Here is a 16,655-nt window from a genome sequence, read left to right as displayed (position 1 = left end):
GACAATTACCTTCAAGAGAGCAAGCGAATGTTCGTCAATGTGGATGCAGTCGATGACAGCGCCAACTTTCCCGAGCAGGTCGATGTAGTGGTCATCGGTGGCGGCATCGTCGGCACGACGACGGCCTATGAGCTGGCGTGCCGCGGTGTCTCGGTGGCGCTGCTGGAAAAGGGGCTGATCGGCGGCGAGCAGTCCAGCCGCAACTGGGGCTGGGTGCGTCAGCAGAACCGCGACATGTTCGAGTTGCCTCTGGCGATGCACAGTCTCGACCGCTGGGAGGCGCTGTCCGGAGAGATCGGGCGCGACGTGGGGTTCCGGCGCAGCGGTATCGTCTATACCACCGACAATCCTGCCAGCCTGGCCAAATGGGAAGCCTGGGGCGAGAAGGCCCGCGCGCACGGGTTTAACAGTCAGCTGCTCACCGCCGAACAGGCGCACGACAAGGCGCCCGGTACGACGTCGCGCTGGATCGGCGGCGTCTGGTCTCCCACCGACGGCCATGCCGAACCGTCGATGGCCTGTCCGGCGATCGCGGCCGGCGCGCGGGAGCGTGGGGCCTATATCCACCAGAACTGCGCCGTGCGAGGGCTGGACATGACGGCCGGGCGCATCAGCGGCGTGTGGACCGAGCGCGGGCTGATCCGTACCGCGAGCGTGATCTGCGCCGGCGGTGCCTGGAGCTCGCGCTTCTGCCGGCGTCACGGGGTCGAGCTACCCGCGGCCAACATCATGGGCACGACGCTGCAGACCACCGCCGGTCCCGAGGTGACGCCGGGCTGTCTCACCACCCCCAAGGTCGCGCTGCGGCGGCGTCTGGACGGTAGCTACACGCTGGCGATGCCCGGCTTCGGTCGCGTCGAGATCAGCCCGCAGGGACTGCGCTACGCGACCAAGTTCTATGCCGCCTATCGCAGCAAGCTGGCCAAGAAGCTGCAGATCCGCGCCGGGCGCTCCTTCTTCCGCGGCCCCGAGGCCGCCGGGCGCTGGGAGTTTGACCAGGTCTCCCCGTTCGAGCGGCAGCGCATTCTCGACCCCGCCCCCGATATGGCGCAGGCGCGAGCGGCGCTGGCGGGACTGCAGGCGGAGTACCCCGCGCTCAAGGGAGTGCATATCGCCCGCGCCTGGGGCGGCATGATCGACACTACGCCGGACATGGTGCCGGTGATCTCGCCGGTGGACGCCATCCCCGGTTTCACCATCGCCTCCGGGTTCAGCGGGCATGGCTTCGGCATCGGCCCCGCGGCGGGGCAGCTGGCAGCGGATCTGGTCACCGGGGCGACGCCGGTGGTGGACCCGGCACCCTACCATCTCGAGCGCTTCGCCAAGGGAAGCCGGATTCGCCAGCCCGAAATGATGTAGGGCGACTGCCGCAGGCTGTGCTGTTCGCGCCTCGAAAAAGGGTGGTTTGTACCAGTGAGCGGCAGGGTTTCAGCGTCCTGGGTTGGTGAGTGAGTGATGTAATGAATCCATGGCCCCAGCGGGGTCGACGTCCACAACAAGCCTCGCCGATCCCGGCACGACAACACAGGACGAGACACCATGAGCGACATCATGCGCCCGAAGTACATCACCTTCGACTGCTACGGCACGCTGACCAACTTTCAGATGGGCAGCCTGACCCGCGAACTCTTTGCCGATCGTATTCCCGATGCCGCGCGCATGGAGGCCTTCATCCAATCCTTCGGCGCCTACCGCTTCGATGAAGTGCTGGGGCCCTGGAAGCCCTACTCGGAAGTCCTGTGTGCCGCGCTGGAGCGGACCTGCCAGCGCTGGGGCGTCGAGTATCGCGACAACGAGGGGATGCGTTATTACGAGGCAGTCCCGACCTGGGGGCCGCACCCGGACGTGATCGAGGGGCTTGCCAAGATCGCCGACAAGATTCCGCTGGTGATCTACTCCAACGCCGACGACAGCCAGATCATGGATAACGTCCGCAAGCTCGAGGTGCCGTTCCATCAGGTCTTCACCGCGGACACCTTCAAGATCTACAAGCCGCGTCTGGCCGCTTTCGAAGCGATGATCGACACCCTGGATTGCCGGCCGGACGAACTGCTCCACGTGTCGTCGAGCTTTCGCTACGACTTGATGTCGGCGCATGTCATGGGGATCGAGAACAAGGCCTTCGTCGCCCGCCATCATGAAGGCTTCTGTCAGGGCTACGGCGCGACCGAGATCGCCGACATCCGCGGTCTGCCTGCACTGGTCGGTCTCTAATCGATCCAGCAACCCCTGAAGGGAGGACGCCCATGAAACTCGAGTCCTACTGGCTGGATACGGCGCCAGCCTTCAGCGGGGGGCGCGACCACCCCCCCGAGGGTCACTACGACGTGGCGATCATCGGCGGTGGTTTTACCGGTCTCGCGGCGGCTCGCACCCTGGCCAGGGAGGGCGCCCGCGTGGCGCTGCTGGAGGCGGGGCGCGTGGTCGGCGAGGCCTCGGGGCGCAACGGCGGGCAGTGCAATACCGGGGTGGCGCAGGACTATGCCGCCATGGTCGACCAGTTGGGTCGCGAGCGGGCGGCGCGCCACTACCGCAGCTACAGCGATGCCGTCGCCTCGGTCGAACAGCTGATCGAGGAAGAAGAGATCGCCTGCGACTACCTGCGCCGGGGCAAGCTCAAGCTCGCCGCGAAGCCGGAGCATTACGACAAGCTGGCGCGCACCTATGAAGCGATTCGGCGAGACGTCGATCCCGACGTTGCCATGCTGTCGCAGGCAGAGGCGCGCCGGGAAGTGGATTCGCCCCTCTTCCACGGTGCGCTGTGGCAGAAAAACGGCGGTCAGATGCACGTCGGACGCTTCGGTGCCGGTCTGGCCGATGCCGCGGTGAGGCATGGCGCTCACCTGTTCGAACACACGCCCATGACCGGCGTCGAACGCGAGGGCGAGCGATACCGGTTGACCACGCCCGGCAGTGAGTTCCACGCCGATAACGTACTGCTGGCGACGGGGGCATCGCAGGTCGGACCGCTGAACTGGTTCCGTCGCCGTCTGGCACCGGTGGGCAGCTTCATCGTCGTCACCGAACCGCTCGCCAGCGAGCAGTGCCAGCAGATGATTCCCAACCAACGGGCCTGCGTGACCAGTCGTATCGTCGGCCACTATTTCCGGCTGACACCCGACAATCGTCTGCTGTTCGGCGGTCGCGCCCGTTTTGCCATGTCGGGCAGCCAATCCGATGCCAAGAGCGGCGAGATTCTGCGCCGCGGCCTTCGCGAGACCTTTCCTCAGCTGAGTGCCACGCAGCTGGATTACTGCTGGGGCGGTCTGGTCGACATGAGTCGCGACCGACTACCGCACGCGGGGCGCCACGACGGCATGTACTACGTGATGGGATTCAGCGGTCACGGCGTACAGATGTCGGTCCACATGGGCCGCATGATGGCGGAGATGATGCTGGGGCACCGCCGAGACACGCCCTGGCAAAGCGAGGAGTGGCCCGCGATTCCCGGCCACTTCGGTAAACCCTGGTTCCTGCCGCTGGTCGGCGGCTGGTACCGACTGCAGGACCGACTTCGCTGAGCTGTCACGTCGACGTCGAACGCGACAACGCGTGGCTGGCGGCCCGCATGACCCGCGCCGCAGCGGCGAAGTCGACAGAGAGACCGAACAATCAGGACGGTGGAAGAGCCCACCGACGATGCAGCGCTGTTTCCGAATGCAATAACAATTTCAGGCAGAAGGAGAAGGCTCATGAAACACGACAAGAACGATGATCGACTCGTCTCTCCAGAGCAGAGTCTCGAGGTTTATCGTGCCATGCAGCGCGGTCTCTCGCGTCGCGACGCGCTGAAGATGCTGGGCGCTGCAGGCGTGCTGATGGCGGGTGCCGGCAGCCTGCCCGGCGTCGGCCGCGCCTTCGCGGCCGACGCGGCCGGGCAGGGCACGCCCAAACGCGGGGGGCGGATCCGCGTCGCCGCGCACTCCTCCTCGGCCGCCGAAACGCTGGACCCGGCCAAGGGCGCCACGGCGATCGACTACGTGCGGGCCTTCACCTTCTATAACGGCCTGACCCAGTTCGACGAACAGCTGCATCCCCAGCCCTGCCTCGCGGAGACGTTTGAGACCACCGACAACGGCGGGCACTGGGTCTTCACGCTCCGCCAGGGGGTCACCTTCCACAATGGCAAGTCGCTGACGCCAGAGGACGTGGTCTACTCGATCATGCGCCACAAGGAGCCGGTGGTCGGCTCCAAGGTCCTCTCGATGGTCGAGCAGATCGAGAGCGTGCGGCGAGTGGACCAGCAGCGCGTCGAGTTCAATCTCGTTTCCCCCAATATCGAGCTGCCGGCACTGCTCGCCGTGTCGCATCTGGTCATCGTGCCCGACGGCACCACCGATTTCTCCCAGGGTATCGGCACCGGCCCCTTCACCTGCCAGGAGTTTGCCCCCGGCGTGCGCTCGGTGGCGGTTCGCAACGAGAATTACTGGCGCGAGGGGCGTCCCTATCTCGACGCGATCGAAACGGTAGGGATCAGCGACGAGTCGGCGCGGGTCAATGCGCTGCTCTCCGGCGACGTCCAGATGATCAACAACCTCTCGGGGCGTAACGCGGACCGCATCGGTCAAATGGAAGGAAGCCAGATCAAGGCGACCAACTCGGGTAACTACACCGATCTGATCATGCGTGTCGATCAGCAGCCGGGTAGCCGGCCTGAATTCGTCGAGGCGATGAAATATCTCTTCGATCGTGAACAGATCAAGCGCGTCGCGCTTCGCGGTTACGGCGAGATCGCCAACGATCAGCCGATCGCTCCCTCCTCGCCCTACTACTTCGACGGGTTGCCGCAGCGAGAGTACGACCCCGAGCGTGCCGCGTCCCTGCTGAAAAAGGCGGGCGTGGCCGGCGCCCGTACTTCGCTGGTCGTCTCGCCGGCGGCCAACTACTCCGAAGAGATGGGCCAGCTGCTGCAGCAGTCGGCGTCGCAGGCCGGGCTCAATCTGAACCTCAATCGGGTGCCCGCGGACGGTTACTGGTCCAACCACTGGATGAAGCATCCGCTGGGCTTCGGCAACATCAACCCGCGCCCTACCGCCAACATTCTGCTGTCCCAGTTCTTCGCCTCCGGTGCGCCCTGGAACGAGTCCGGCTGGAGCAATGCGCAGTTCGATCAGCTGCTGGTCGCCTCGCGCAGCGAGCCCGATCCCAGCAAGCGCCAGCAGATGTATGCCGACATGCAGACCCTGATCCATGACCACAGCGGGATCGGTATTCCGGTCTTTCTGAGCGATCTCGAAGGCTTTGATTCGCGCATCGGCGGCATGGATCGGACGGTGCCGCTGGGCAGCTTCATGGGTTACATGTTTGCCGAACATGTCTGGTGGAACGCGTAAGACACGCTGGTCCTGTCACTGATGTCTCGTGCCGGCGGGGGATGAAGCGCGCGACCGATGCGTGCTTCACGCCGCGCTGCCGGCGCCAAGCTGGAGGCGAAAGATGCGTAACGCCATGCCCAAACTGGTACTGGGACGCCTGTCCTCGAGTCTGGTGACGCTGTTTCTGGTGTCGCTGGTGATATTCACCATTACGTCGCTGCTGCCGGGTGACACCGCGCAGCAGATTCTGGGGCAGTTCGCCACGCCGGAGCAGGTCGCTGCCCTGCGCGCCGAGCTCGGTCTCGATCAGCCGCCGCTGGTGCGCTACTGGCAGTGGCTCAGCGGTTTCGCGACCGGCGACCTGGGGATGTCGGCGAGTAACGCCACTTCGGTGGCGCAGCTGATGAACGACCGCCTGCCCAATTCGCTGCTGCTGGCTGCCATCACCACGGCGATCTCCGTGCCCATTGCGCTGACGATGGGGCTGGTGGCCGCCATGCGTCGCGGCGGCAAGGTCGACCGTGCGCTGAATGTCGTCACGCTCTCGATGGTGGCGGTTCCCGAGTTTCTAGTGGCCACGCTCGCCGTACTGATCTTCGCCGTGCATCTGGGGTGGCTGCCGGCGCTCTCCTATGTCTCCACCGTCGATAGTCTCGGCGACTTCGTGCGCATCTACGCGATGCCGGTACTGACGCTCTGCTGCGTGCTGATCGCCCAGATGGCGCGCATGACTCGCGCGGCACTGATCGACCAGCTCGATAGTGCCTACATCGAAATGGCCCGGCTCAAAGGGGTGCCCCCGGTGCGTCGGGTGTTGCGCCACGCCTTGCCCAACGCCGTGGGGCCGATCGCTAACGCGGTCGCGCTCAGCCTCTCCTACCTGCTGGGCGGGGTCATCATCGTCGAGACGATCTTCAACTACCCGGGTATCGCCAGTCTCATGGTCGATGCGGTGTCCAATCGGGATCTGGCGCTGGTTCAGGCCTGCGCCATGCTCTTCTGCGGTGCCTACCTGATTCTGGTCATGGTGGCCGACCTCTGCGCGATCCTCTCCAACCCGAGGCTGCGAAACCGATGAGTGAGACACAAGCCATGCCCCATCGCCCGTCGAAGTCGCGCCATTCGTCGGCGTCTCCTCGATCCTCCCGTCCTGAGCGTCGCATGGTCAGAGGCACGCGCCTACCAATCTCCGTGCCAGCCAAGCGCAACAAGCAAGCGCTGAAGCTGACACGCTGGATCGGCCTGGGGCTTTTCGGGAGCTGGGTATTGATTGCCCTCTTCGGTCCCTTGCTTGCGCCCTACCCGATGGGCGCGTTCGTCTCCGACACGATCTACGGCGGGGCCAGCGCTGCTCACTGGCTGGGGACCGACTACATGGGCCGCGACATGCTGAGCCGCATTCTGACCGGCGCTCGCTATACCGTGGGACTGGCGGTCGCGGCGGCGCTGCTCTCGAGCCTGGTGGGCGCCGGCTTCGGCATGCTGGCCGTGCTGCTGCCGCGCTGGCTGGAAGAGTGCGTGCGTCGCGTATTCGATACCCTGATCTCGATCCCCAGCAAGATGATGGCGCTGGTGATGGTCTCTGCCTTCGGCACCTCCATCCCGCTGCTGATCGTGGCCGCCGTGCTCAGCTATGCCCCCGGGGCATTCCGCATCGCTCACAGTCTGGCGACCAATCTGGCCACGCTCGAGTACGTGCAGGTGGCAAAGACGCGGGGCGAGGGCCGCTTCTATATCGCGGCGTTCGAGATCATGCCCAACATGATCCAGTCGATTCTCACCGATATGGGGATGCGCTTCGTCTTTATCGTGCTGCTGCTCAGCGGCATGAGCTTTCTCGGGCTCGGCGTCCAGCCCCCGGCGGCGGATCTGGGCTCGCTGGTAAGAGAGAACATCGGCGGCCTGAGTCAGGGCGCGCTTGCCGTGATTGCCCCGGCGCTGGCCATCGGCACGCTGACCATCGGTGCCAACCTGCTGATCGACAGTCTGTCGAAAAGCCGCGATACGCAAAAGGAGTGACGACATGCTGGGAGAATCACTCACCGTGCGCGATCTCACGATCTGCGCCACGCCCCCGGGCGGCGAAGAGCGGACCATCGTCGACAGCATCGACTTCAGCCTGACACCGGGGGAGGTGCTGGCACTGATCGGCGAGTCGGGCTCGGGCAAGACGACCATCGCGCTGGCCATGCTCGGTTACGCCCGCAGCGGCTGTCGCATCGCGGGCGGCAGCGTGCAACTCGGCGAGACCGACATTCTGTCGCTCAATGCCACCCAGACGCGCGCCCTGCGGGGGCATCGGGTGGCCTATATCGCCCAGAGCGCGGCGGCTGCCTTCAACCCCTCCCGCACGCTGATGGAACAGGTCACCGAAGGCGCACTGATCCATGGCGTGATGAGTCGTCAGGCAGCACGGGAGAAAGCGGTGTCGCTGTTTCATGACCTCGCGCTTCCCGAACCGGACCGGATCGGGGATCGTTACCCGCACCAGGTCTCCGGCGGTCAGCTGCAGCGCGTGATGGCGGCGATGGCGTTGATCACCGATCCGGCGCTGGTCATCCTCGACGAGCCGACCACGGCGCTCGACGTGACCACCCAGATCGACGTGCTGCGCGCCTTCAAGCAGGTGATGCGCGAGCGCGGCACCACCGCCATCTACGTCTCCCACGATCTGGCGGTGGTGGCGCAGATGGCCGATCAGGTGCTGGTACTGCAGAACGGCGAAACCCAGGAGCAGAACGCCACCGCGCGTATTCTCGAGCAGCCATCCCACGACTACACCCGCAGTCTGCTAGCGGCGGCGCGGCCACACGCCCAGCTTTCGCCCTCCGCGGGTGAGCGGGGCGAGGAGCTGCTCCGCATCGACGATCTCCAGGTGGGCTACGGCAGTCGTCATCGCGACGGCCGGCCGGAGAACGTGGTGCTCGAGCACATCAATCTTCAGCTCGCCAAAGGGCAGGCGATGGGCATCATCGGCGAGTCGGGCTCGGGCAAGTCGACGCTGGCCCGCGCGGTGGCGGGGCTGGTGGCGCCGTCACAGGGAGCGATCCAGTTCGATCGGCGGGAGCTCTCGACGACGCTGCGAGGGCGGACGCGCGAGCAGTTTCGGCGCGTCCAGATGGTCTTCCAGAGCGCCGACAACGCGCTGAATCCGGCGCATACAGTGCGTCGACTGCTCGACCGCCCGCTGCAGACCTACTTCGATCTCGACCGTAGTGCCCGCAAGGCACGGGTCGAGGAGCTGATGGATCGGGTTCGGCTGCCGCGCACGCTGCTCGATCGAAAACCCGGCGAACTCTCGGGCGGACAGAAGCAGCGCGTCAACCTCGCCCGGGCTCTCGCGGCCGAGCCGGACCTGATTCTCTGCGACGAGGTGACCTCGGCGCTGGATACCGTGGTCGGGGCCGCCATCCTGGAGCTGCTGGCGGAGCTTCGCCGCGAGCTGGGCGTCACCTATCTGTTCATCAGCCACGATATCTCTACCGTGCGCGCGCTCTGCGACGACGTGATGGTGCTTTATCATGGCGAATGCGTGGAGGCCGGGCGCTGCGACGCCGTGCTCACGGCGCCAAAGCATGATTACACCCGTAAGCTCATCGGTTCGGTCCCGGAGCTGCGTCAGGGGTGGCTCGAGAGCCGTCCGCTGTCGCGCGCCGAGGCAACGGCGTGAGTCAGGCGCACGCCGCGCCGTCGCCTCGGCAGGTTCGCGGTCAGTAGCCGCGTCGGCGGTCCACTTCGCCGTTCATCGGCTCGCCACGCTGGTGACGGCGAATGTTGTCGAGCAGAACGGGGAAGGCCGTCTCCGGCTGCGTCATGGCCGCGATGTGCGGGGTGAGCAGGAGGCGCTCGTGCTGCCAGAAAGGGTGGTCGGACGCCGGCGGTTCCTCGCCGACGACGTCGACCACCGCCGCCGAAAGCCGACCGGTATCGAGCGCCTCGATGAGGTCGGCATCGACGAGCTGTTCACCGCGGCCTATGTTGATCAGCGCGGCCCCTGCGGGGAGTTTGGCGAACAGTGACCGGTTCAGGATGCCGCGTGTCGCCTCGGTCAACGGCAGCACACAGATCAGAATGTCGCTGTCGGCGAGGAAACGATCCAGCGTCTCACCGCCGGCGTAGCAAGTGACACCGTCGACCTCGCGCGGGCGGCGTGACCAGCCGCTGAGCGAGAAACCGAGGCTGCCCAGCTGTGACGCGATGGCCTGGCCGAGATGCCCCAGCCCTAGAATGCCCACGCGACGCTGGGCGGCTGGCACCAGAGAGTGCGCCTGCCAGGTCCGCTCACGCTGCTGACGCGTGTAGTCGTACATCTGACGGTGCAGCCAGAGCGTGCCGAACAGGGCGTATTCGACCATCCCCTGCTCGATGGCAGGGTCAAGCATGCGCACCACGGGGAGCGTCGACGGTAGCGTCGAGACATCGAACTGGTCGACGCCGGCGGAGGTGGCGAAAAGCACCTCCAGCTCGGGCAGACAGGTGGCGATCGCCGCCGGGGGCTGCCAGGCCAGCAGGTAGTGGATATCGGCGGGATCGCCGATATCCGGCCACTCGCGAAATTCGATATCGGGGGCGTGCTCGGCGAACAGAGCGCGCCAGCGGCGACCTCGCACCGGGTCCGACTTGTAGAGCAGTGCCATCAGTCTCTCCTCGACAGGGTGAGTTCGTGGCCCAGGGTCAGGCCGGATATCCAGAGTAAGGCAATGCCGCCGTCACGACTGTCGTTGTGGCGTTGCGAGCGTCGAAAAACGACCGAATTATCGAGATTTAACGCAGATTCCACTGTTGTCGGAGACGGCCGGTGACTCGGGCCTCGAACCGCTACACTGACGCCGATTCCGCGTGCTTGAATGACATCGACTATCCACCGCGGGCTCGACGCCGGCGCGCTTGATGGCGCGGACCGGTCGAGTCTCTCGAGGAGCTGCCATGACCCCGAGCGAAGTCTCCAAAACCCAGAAAGTGGATGCCTACGTTGCCAGGGCGCGTCCTCTCGAGGACGGCGATCTCGAGCGGATGCACCAGCTCACCGTCAACGTGTACTGGCCGCATCGCCCCCGCGATCTGGAGCTGCTGATGTCGCTGGGGCGCGGTTACCTGGCGATGGACGACATCGAGCGCGTGCTGGCCTCCGGCATGTTTTTCGAGATGGGGCCGGATTTCGCCATGATCGGCATGATGATGACCGCGCCGCGCCTCCAGACCCACGGTGCAGGACGCTGGTTGCTGGATCGCATCCTTGCCGATTGCCAGGGGCGCGATCTGCGTCTCAACGCGACGCGTCCGGCCTACCGGCTCTACAAGAGCAGCGGCTTCACGCCGGTGGCGACCGTCTATCAGCATCAGGGCGTCGTGCGCGAATGCCCCGCGTTCGACGAGGCGCCCGGCGTCAGGATTCGACCCGTCACGCCGGCGGATGCCGCAGCCCTTCGCGCGCTCGATCTCTCCGCCTTCGGTGCCGAGCGCCAGACGGTATTGACGACACTGATGGAAGCCGGCAACGGCAGCGTGGCCGTGCGCGACGATGAGATCGTCGGCTTCGCGCTGATTCGTGATTTCGGCCGGGGGCGCGTCATCGGCCCCGTGGTCGCGGAGGACGAAAGGATGACCATGACGCTGATCGCGCCCTTCATGGCCGATCACCGCGGGGAGTTCCTGCGGCTGGATACGCCGGGCGAGAGCCCGATGCTCGCCGATTTCCTCGCCAGCGCCGGGCTGGGTCTCTACGACACGGTCACGCAGATGCGCATGGGGGCGCCGCGCGGTGGCGAGGGGGCGGTGAGAACTTACGGACTGGCGGCGCAGACGCTCGGCTGAGCTAGTGGGGCTCGTCGTTGAGCAGGTGCTGCAGGGGCACCTCGACCCGGTTGAGCGGCGTTTTCGTCACCACATAGCTCACGTAGCGGGCAATGCCGATCTCCCGGTTCAGCCAGGACTCCATCAGCTGCTGAAACTCGGAGAGGCGAGGGACCGCGATGCGTAGCAGGTAGTCGTAGCCGCCGGAGACCTGATGGCACTCCATCACTTCGGGAGCCGCGGAGATCGCAGCCTCGAAACGTTCGAAACTGTCCCGGCGGTGATTGTCGAGGGTCACCTCCACGAAGAGTGTCACCGATGCCCCGAGCCGGGCGAGACTCAATCGCGCGCTGTACCCCTCGATGTAACCCGCTTCCTGCAGGCGCTTGACGCGAGACAGGCAGGGAGAGGGCGAGAGGCCCACACGGCTGGCGAGCTGGGCGTTGGCAACGCGCCCGTCGCGCTGGAGCTCGGTCAGGATGGCGACATCGATACGATCGAGTTTAACTGTCATGAATCGGGGTCGCTCCTGAGGGGATCCGTGGCGTTGACATGGCGTGTGCTTTTGGCATGACCCGGGCTTTCGGCATGGCTGGGTGACGTTTCCAACGCCTGCAGTTTTCAATATCGTTTCGGGGTGGGCAAGCCCGGGTCGAATCTTCGAGTGACGCCGTCGTCAGCGTTGACTGGAAGGTAACCCTCGGCAGCGGGCAGGCTCGAAAGCGATGACGCTCGGCCGGTATTGAACTTTGGGGGACGCATGAAGCTGGATCGCACCGATCTGAGAATTCTGACCGAGCTTCAGAAGAATGGGCGCATCACCAACGTCGAGCTGGCGGAACTCGTTCACCTCTCTCCCAGCCCCTGTCTGATGCGGGTCAAGAAGCTGCAGACGGCCGGCTATATCGCCGGCTACGCGGCGCTCATCGATCTCGCGAAGTTCGATGAGATCGTGACCGTCTTTACCGAGGTGACGCTGTCCAGTCACCACCAGATCGACTTCGATCGCTTTCAGCAGGCGGTCGAGAAAGTCGAGGAGTGCGTCGAGTGTCACCTCGTCTCCGGTGGCTTCGACTACCTGCTCAAGTTCGTCACCCGAGGGATCGCGGAGTATCAGGCGCTGATCGAGAACCTCGTCGAGCAGAACCTCGGCATCGAGAAATACTTCAACTACATCGTGATCAAATCCCCGCTCGCCAGCCCCCACCTGCCGCTCAATCGCCTGTTCACCCCCGCCACCGAATGAGTCGGCGGCGAGGGCATGCGACGGATCGGGCGCGCGGGTCCATCAGACCGTGCTTTCGACCTGCCAGTTGATCGGCACCTCGGCAATGGCGGCGGAAGGCGGCAGTTCTAATACCATTCGGATCACGCGGGCGACGTCGGCCGGCTGGGTGATGTCGTCGCCGTCCAGGCCGCCGGCTACGGCCATGTCGGTATCCACCGGGCCGGGGCAGATGGCCGTGGCGCGCACGCGGGTCTCGGCGCTGCAGTGGCGCAGACCGTGAACGAACGCCTGCGCCGCGAACTTGCTCATGGCGTAGAGCCCGGAGCCTGCCGACTTCACCCGCTTGCCGGAGAGCGAGACCACCGAGACCACCTTACCCTGCTCCGCGGCGACCAGATGGGGCCACGCCTGCTGGGTCAAGAGCATCGGCGCGCGGACGTTGACCGCCATGATGCGATCGAACTCCTCGCCGTCGGCTTCCAGCACCGATGAACGACTGAGGATGCCGGCGTTGTTGATCAGGGCGTCGATCCGTCCGAATGCCCGCACGGTCTCCTCGACCCAGGCACGGCCGCTGTCGGCGTCCAGCGCGTCATAGTGGCAGACCCGCCAACCGTCGCTTGCCGGCTGCTCGGCCGGCGGGGTGCGACAGCCCAGGCTGACGCGCCAGCCGGCGGCGTGAAGGATGTCGGCGATGGCGGCACCGATGCCGCGATTGGCGCCGCTGATCATGGCGACGGGGGCGGTGGAGGACATGTTGGTTTTCCTTGTCACGCCCGCGAGGCGGGCGGATACATCGAAGGTGGATCGGTTGACAGTCGCTGTGCCGGAGGCGGCCTGTACGTTGCTGTCACGGAGTCGATGCCGCGAGGCTCGCCTCGAGCGCGTTCCCCAGCGTCGAGACGTGGGCGTCGCCGAACACTAGTGGAGGGCGGATCTTGAGCACGTTGCCGTGGGGGCCGGTGGCACTGATCAGCACGCGGCGCGCTCGTAGACCCTCGACCAGCGTCTGCGCCAGGCCAGCGTCCGGTCCGCCCTGGCGATCGAGCACCTCCACGCCCGCCAGCAGGCCCGACCCGCGGACGTCCCCGAGCCGGGAATGGGCAGCCGCCAGTTGGCCCAGGCTTGCGTGAAGCTTGGCGCCGACCGCGGCGGCGTTGTCGGCGATGCCCTCGTCCCGGATCACCGACTGTACCGCCAGCGCGGCGGCGCAGGCCACCGGATTGCCCCCGAAAGTGTTGAAGTAGCGCGCTGTCTCACCGAAGTGATCCATGACGTCGCGTCGTCCCGCCACGCCCGCCACCGGATGGCCGTTGCCCAGCGGCTTGCCGAGCGTGACCAGGTCGGCGCTCACGCCATGGCGGGGAAAGCCCCACATCACGCCGGTACGGCCGAGGCCCGCCTGCACTTCATCGGCAATGTAGAGCCCGCCGGCACGATGAATCGCCGCGATGGCCGGGGCGAGAAAGCCCTCGGGGCCGGTGATGATGCCATCGCTGGAGAAGACCCCGTCGAGCAGCAGCGCGGCGGGGCGGATGTCGTGGGCGGCGAGGTCGTCGATGGCCGCCTGCACCCCGGCGGCAAAGCGCTTGCCCATCGCCGCCGCGCCGTCGCCACGGTCCACCGGCGCGGGCACGGTACGTACCGTGTTCCCCAGTCGCACCTTGACGCCCAGCGAGGGCGAGGCTTCAGCGATCGCCTGGGTCACGCCGTGGTAGGCGAGCTCGGTGACGATCAGGCCTTCACCTCCGGTGAAGGCCCGCGCCATGCGCACGGCGAGATCGTTGGCTTCGCTGCCCGAGCAGGTGAAGACCATCTGCTCGAGCGGCGCCGGCAGGGAGTCGATCAGCCGCTCGGCGCAGTCGAGAATCGTCTCGTGGAGATAGCGGGTGTGGGTGTTGAGCGTCGCCGCCTGCGTCGCGATCGCCTCCACCACGCGCGGGTGACAGTGCCCGACACAGGCGACGTTGTTGTAAGCGTCCAGATACGGCGCGCCGTGGCGATCGAAGAGCCAGACGCCTTCGCCCCGCACCGGGTGGAAGGGCTGGCGGTAGAACAGCCGGTACGAGGCGCCGAGCAGGCGCTGGCGGCGGTCGAGCAGTGCCGACTCCACGGCATCGTCACGACCGGTAAGGGCGGGCTCCTGCATGGTCACTCTCCCGAACGTGAGCGGTTGAGGGCATCGTTCAGACGCCGCTGAAAGGTCGCCTCGGGCAGCGCCAGGCAGTGATCCAGAGCGCGCCAGGAAGCTGCCGTGTTGCGCAGCAGATACTCGGCGTTGTCCGGATAGCGTTTGGCGCGGTGGGAGGAGACAGTGATCGCCATCGCCAGCCGTGTCTCGATCAGCCCACGCAGCAGCTCGCACTCCGCCGCGCTCAGCGGCGCGCGCGCGTGGTAGCCGGCGATCAGCGCCAGCGCACCCGCCAGCGGGTCCTCGGCATCCTTCATCTGATACGCCGCCGCGACCGCCAGATCCACCACCCGCGGCGCGAACAGCATGTCACCGAAGTCGATGATCGCCGCCGGCCATTCGGGGCGGTCGTTCTCATCGTCCGCCGCGGGCGTGTAGAGGACGTTGTGACCGTTGAGGTCGTTATGAATCGGCTGACGCGGCAGCGCTGCCAGGCGTGGCCGCAGCTGCTCGCCAAAACGTGTCAGCAGGGTGCGGATGCGCAGTCGGGCGTCGTCGTCATCGAGCGTCTCGGTCTGGGGCAGTAGATCATCGGCGTGCTGGAGATCCCACGGCATCGACAGGTCGCGCACCGGGTGGTCGAAGTCCGCCAACGCGTCGTCGAGTCGCGCCAGCCAGTCACCGAGCGTGGCTTGAAAACGCAGGGAGGCCACGCGGTCGGCGAGCGGTTCACCGGCGAGAAAGGTCGACAACCGCACGCGGCTGACCTGACCGTCGTCGAGTCGCAGCGCCGGGGTGGGATCGCCGTCGCGATCACGCTGTACGCGGGGAATCGGCAGGGTCGGGTCCCGCTCGGCCAGGTGCATCAATGCCCGCACCTGAAAATCGCTCACCGCATGTCGCTCCGCCGGATGCGTGAACTTGAGCAGATAGACCTCGCCGTCCGCGGTGGTGGCGCGGAAGTTGCGATCGCGCTCCCCGGTGAGCGGCGTCAGCGAGGCCTCGATCGCGAAACGCGTCTTCAGCACCCGCGTCGCGGTCTCCGTCGATACCGACAGCGACGGCGCCTCCAGGACGCTCGGGGACGGGTCTGCTTGAGGCGTCGTCATTCGAACCCCGACAGCGCGCTGATGAGGTTGTCGCCGAGCGCATCGGACAGATAGCCGCCCTCCTGCACCAGCACCGTGGGCAGCCCCAGTTCGGCGATTCGGCGGGTGATCTGGGCAAAGCCCTCGGTCGTGACCGACACCCCCTGATAGGGATCGTTGGCATAGGCGTCGAGACCCAGCGAGACGACCAGCGCACCGGGGGCGAATTCGGCGATACGCGTCAGGGCGTGTGTCAGTGAGTGCAGGTATCCCGCGGTGTCGAGCCCCTTGGGCAGCGGCAGGTTGAGGTTGTAGCCCTCGCCGGCGTGGCGCCCGGTTTCGTGGGCGTGGCCGGTGAAGAAGGGCGTCATGTAGTGCGGGTCGGCGTGCAGCGAGACCGTCAGCACGTCGTCGCGATCGTAGAAGATGCCCTGGGTGCCGTTGCCGTGATGCACATCGATATCGAGCACCGCCACTTGCGCATGCTGGCGGCGCAGCTCGCTCACCGCGATGGCCGCGTTGTTGAGATAGCAGAAGCCGTTGGCGCGCTCGGCGTAGGCGTGATGTCCCGGCGGGCGGCAGAGCGCGTACGCCGTGCCATGGCCGGCCTGGACGTGACGCGCCGCGCTTAGCGCACAGTGCGCGGCCCCCACCGCGGCGTGCCAGGTGCCGGCGCCGATCGAGGCGGCCATGTCGCCGAGATGAAAACCGACCTGTCCGACCAGATGCTCGGGATAGGTGCAGGGCTCGCCGGGAAAGGGATGAACATTGGCCACCACCTCATCGGGGTTGCGGTCCTCCAGCGTCAACCAGCGCTCGTGCACCTGCTCGAGGAAGTCGAGATAGCGCGGCGTGTGCACGCGCTCCAGCGGCTCGCGGTCGAAAGCGTCGGCGGCGACCAGGGTGTGACCGGCGCTTGCCGCTGCCCGGCGCAGGCGCTCGGCGCGCTCCGGCTGCTCGTTGCTGCGCCGAACCTGCCCGCGGACGACGAAGAAGTGGGGATCATGCTTGCGGTGACTATCACTGAAGAAGACGTGCACGCAAAACTCCTGGAAACCACGGAAAGAGTAAGAGATACATGATGCATCACAAGTTGTCGA

At 66.1% G+C, this 16,655-nt stretch carries 15 protein-coding genes; 9 read left to right on the top strand and 6 right to left on the bottom strand.

The features are described 5' to 3' along the window. Positions 1-27: 27 nt before the first annotated feature. From DOM41_RS00770 to DOM41_RS00740, 7 genes are all read left to right on the top strand, one after another. Complete coding sequence (locus DOM41_RS00770; RefSeq protein WP_110684936.1) at positions 28-1,359, top strand: NAD(P)/FAD-dependent oxidoreductase; 1,332 nt, start codon at positions 28-30, stop codon at positions 1,357-1,359. Positions 1,360-1,539: 180 nt separating this feature from the next. After that, the gene (locus tag DOM41_RS00765) at positions 1,540-2,214 is read left to right on the top strand and encodes a haloacid dehalogenase type II (protein WP_110684935.1); all 675 of its coding nucleotides are present in this window, start codon (positions 1,540-1,542) and stop codon (positions 2,212-2,214) included. Between the two features lie 32 nt (positions 2,215-2,246). Continuing rightward, on the top strand, positions 2,247-3,521 hold the full coding sequence (locus DOM41_RS00760) for an NAD(P)/FAD-dependent oxidoreductase (RefSeq protein ID WP_110684934.1): 1,275 nt from the start codon (positions 2,247-2,249) through the stop codon (positions 3,519-3,521). Positions 3,522-3,692: 171 nt separating this feature from the next. After that, positions 3,693-5,333 (top strand): ABC transporter substrate-binding protein, encoded by a 1,641-nt coding sequence (locus DOM41_RS00755; protein ID WP_110684933.1) that lies wholly within the window; start codon positions 3,693-3,695, stop codon positions 5,331-5,333. A gap of 103 nt (positions 5,334-5,436) precedes the next feature. Continuing rightward, complete coding sequence (locus DOM41_RS00750) at positions 5,437-6,393, top strand: ABC transporter permease (RefSeq protein ID WP_110684932.1); 957 nt, start codon at positions 5,437-5,439, stop codon at positions 6,391-6,393. 83 nt (positions 6,394-6,476) lie between these two features. Next, positions 6,477-7,334 (top strand): ABC transporter permease, encoded by an 858-nt coding sequence (locus DOM41_RS00745; RefSeq protein ID WP_110684931.1) that lies wholly within the window; start codon positions 6,477-6,479, stop codon positions 7,332-7,334. 4 nt (positions 7,335-7,338) lie between these two features. Beyond that, positions 7,339-8,985 (top strand): ABC transporter ATP-binding protein, encoded by a 1,647-nt coding sequence (locus DOM41_RS00740; RefSeq protein ID WP_110684930.1) that lies wholly within the window; start codon positions 7,339-7,341, stop codon positions 8,983-8,985. A 40-nt stretch (positions 8,986-9,025) separates the two neighbouring features. Here the strand turns inward: DOM41_RS00740 and DOM41_RS00735 are convergent, their stop codons facing one another. Then, the gene (locus tag DOM41_RS00735; RefSeq protein ID WP_110684929.1) at positions 9,026-9,952 is read right to left on the bottom strand and encodes a 2-hydroxyacid dehydrogenase; all 927 of its coding nucleotides are present in this window, start codon (positions 9,950-9,952) and stop codon (positions 9,026-9,028) included. A gap of 289 nt (positions 9,953-10,241) precedes the next feature. Here DOM41_RS00735 and DOM41_RS00730 point away from each other — a divergent pair, with 289 nt between their 5' ends. Further along, positions 10,242-11,129 (top strand): GNAT family N-acetyltransferase, encoded by an 888-nt coding sequence (locus DOM41_RS00730; protein ID WP_110684928.1) that lies wholly within the window; start codon positions 10,242-10,244, stop codon positions 11,127-11,129. 1 nt (position 11,130) lies between these two features. Here the strand turns inward: DOM41_RS00730 and DOM41_RS00725 are convergent, their stop codons facing one another. Then, positions 11,131-11,622 (bottom strand): Lrp/AsnC family transcriptional regulator, encoded by a 492-nt coding sequence (locus DOM41_RS00725; protein ID WP_110684927.1) that lies wholly within the window; start codon positions 11,620-11,622, stop codon positions 11,131-11,133. A gap of 246 nt (positions 11,623-11,868) precedes the next feature. On the opposite strand from DOM41_RS00725, the gene DOM41_RS00720 reads away from it, so the two are divergent. Next, positions 11,869-12,354: an Lrp/AsnC family transcriptional regulator gene (locus tag DOM41_RS00720; protein WP_110684926.1), complete on the top strand. Its 486-nt coding sequence runs from the start codon at positions 11,869-11,871 to the stop codon at positions 12,352-12,354. A gap of 42 nt (positions 12,355-12,396) precedes the next feature. Here DOM41_RS00720 and DOM41_RS00715 read toward each other — a convergent pair whose 3' ends face one another. The 4 genes from DOM41_RS00715 to DOM41_RS00700 form a co-directional block, all read right to left on the bottom strand. Then, positions 12,397-13,092 (bottom strand): SDR family NAD(P)-dependent oxidoreductase, encoded by a 696-nt coding sequence (locus tag DOM41_RS00715; protein WP_110684925.1) that lies wholly within the window; start codon positions 13,090-13,092, stop codon positions 12,397-12,399. Positions 13,093-13,186: 94 nt separating this feature from the next. Continuing rightward, positions 13,187-14,485 carry an aspartate aminotransferase family protein gene (locus tag DOM41_RS00710; RefSeq protein WP_110684924.1) on the bottom strand — a complete coding sequence of 433 codons (1,299 nt, stop codon included), beginning with the start codon at positions 14,483-14,485 and terminating at the stop codon, positions 13,187-13,189. Positions 14,486-14,487: 2 nt separating this feature from the next. Then, on the bottom strand, positions 14,488-15,576 hold the full coding sequence (locus DOM41_RS00705; protein ID WP_110684923.1) for a phosphotransferase: 1,089 nt from the start codon (positions 15,574-15,576) through the stop codon (positions 14,488-14,490). Then, positions 15,573-16,595 (bottom strand): histone deacetylase family protein, encoded by a 1,023-nt coding sequence (locus DOM41_RS00700; RefSeq protein WP_110684922.1) that lies wholly within the window; start codon positions 16,593-16,595, stop codon positions 15,573-15,575. The genes DOM41_RS00705 and DOM41_RS00700 overlap by 4 nt, the downstream gene beginning before the upstream one ends. Positions 16,596-16,655: the final 60 nt, after the last annotated feature.

The sequence above is a fragment of the Salinicola aestuarinus genome, from assembly GCF_003206645.1.
In the GTDB taxonomy this organism is placed as follows: domain Bacteria; phylum Pseudomonadota; class Gammaproteobacteria; order Pseudomonadales; family Halomonadaceae; genus Salinicola; species Salinicola aestuarinus.
This window is presented reverse-complemented; position numbering and strand designations above follow the sequence as displayed.

Bases quoted from the DNA above. Each gene is read 5' to 3' on its own strand.
- DOM41_RS00770 (WP_110684936.1), top strand. From the start codon at position 28: ATGTTCGTCAATGTGGATGCAGTCGATGACAGCGCCAACTTTCCCGAG.
- DOM41_RS00765 (WP_110684935.1), top strand. From the start codon at position 1,540: ATGAGCGACATCATGCGCCCGAAGTACATCACCTTCGACTGCTACGGC.
- DOM41_RS00760 (WP_110684934.1), top strand. From the start codon at position 2,247: ATGAAACTCGAGTCCTACTGGCTGGATACGGCGCCAGCCTTCAGCGGG.
- DOM41_RS00755 (WP_110684933.1), top strand. From the start codon at position 3,693: ATGAAACACGACAAGAACGATGATCGACTCGTCTCTCCAGAGCAGAGT.
- DOM41_RS00750 (WP_110684932.1), top strand. From the start codon at position 5,437: ATGCGTAACGCCATGCCCAAACTGGTACTGGGACGCCTGTCCTCGAGT.
- DOM41_RS00745 (WP_110684931.1), top strand. From the start codon at position 6,477: ATGGTCAGAGGCACGCGCCTACCAATCTCCGTGCCAGCCAAGCGCAAC.
- DOM41_RS00740 (WP_110684930.1), top strand. From the start codon at position 7,339: ATGCTGGGAGAATCACTCACCGTGCGCGATCTCACGATCTGCGCCACG.
- DOM41_RS00735 (WP_110684929.1), bottom strand. From the start codon at position 9,952: ATGGCACTGCTCTACAAGTCGGACCCGGTGCGAGGTCGCCGCTGGCGC.
- DOM41_RS00730 (WP_110684928.1), top strand. From the start codon at position 10,242: ATGACCCCGAGCGAAGTCTCCAAAACCCAGAAAGTGGATGCCTACGTT.
- DOM41_RS00725 (WP_110684927.1), bottom strand. From the start codon at position 11,622: ATGACAGTTAAACTCGATCGTATCGATGTCGCCATCCTGACCGAGCTC.
- DOM41_RS00720 (WP_110684926.1), top strand. From the start codon at position 11,869: ATGAAGCTGGATCGCACCGATCTGAGAATTCTGACCGAGCTTCAGAAG.
- DOM41_RS00715 (WP_110684925.1), bottom strand. From the start codon at position 13,092: ATGTCCTCCACCGCCCCCGTCGCCATGATCAGCGGCGCCAATCGCGGC.
- DOM41_RS00710 (WP_110684924.1), bottom strand. From the start codon at position 14,485: ATGCAGGAGCCCGCCCTTACCGGTCGTGACGATGCCGTGGAGTCGGCA.
- DOM41_RS00705 (WP_110684923.1), bottom strand. From the start codon at position 15,576: ATGACGACGCCTCAAGCAGACCCGTCCCCGAGCGTCCTGGAGGCGCCG.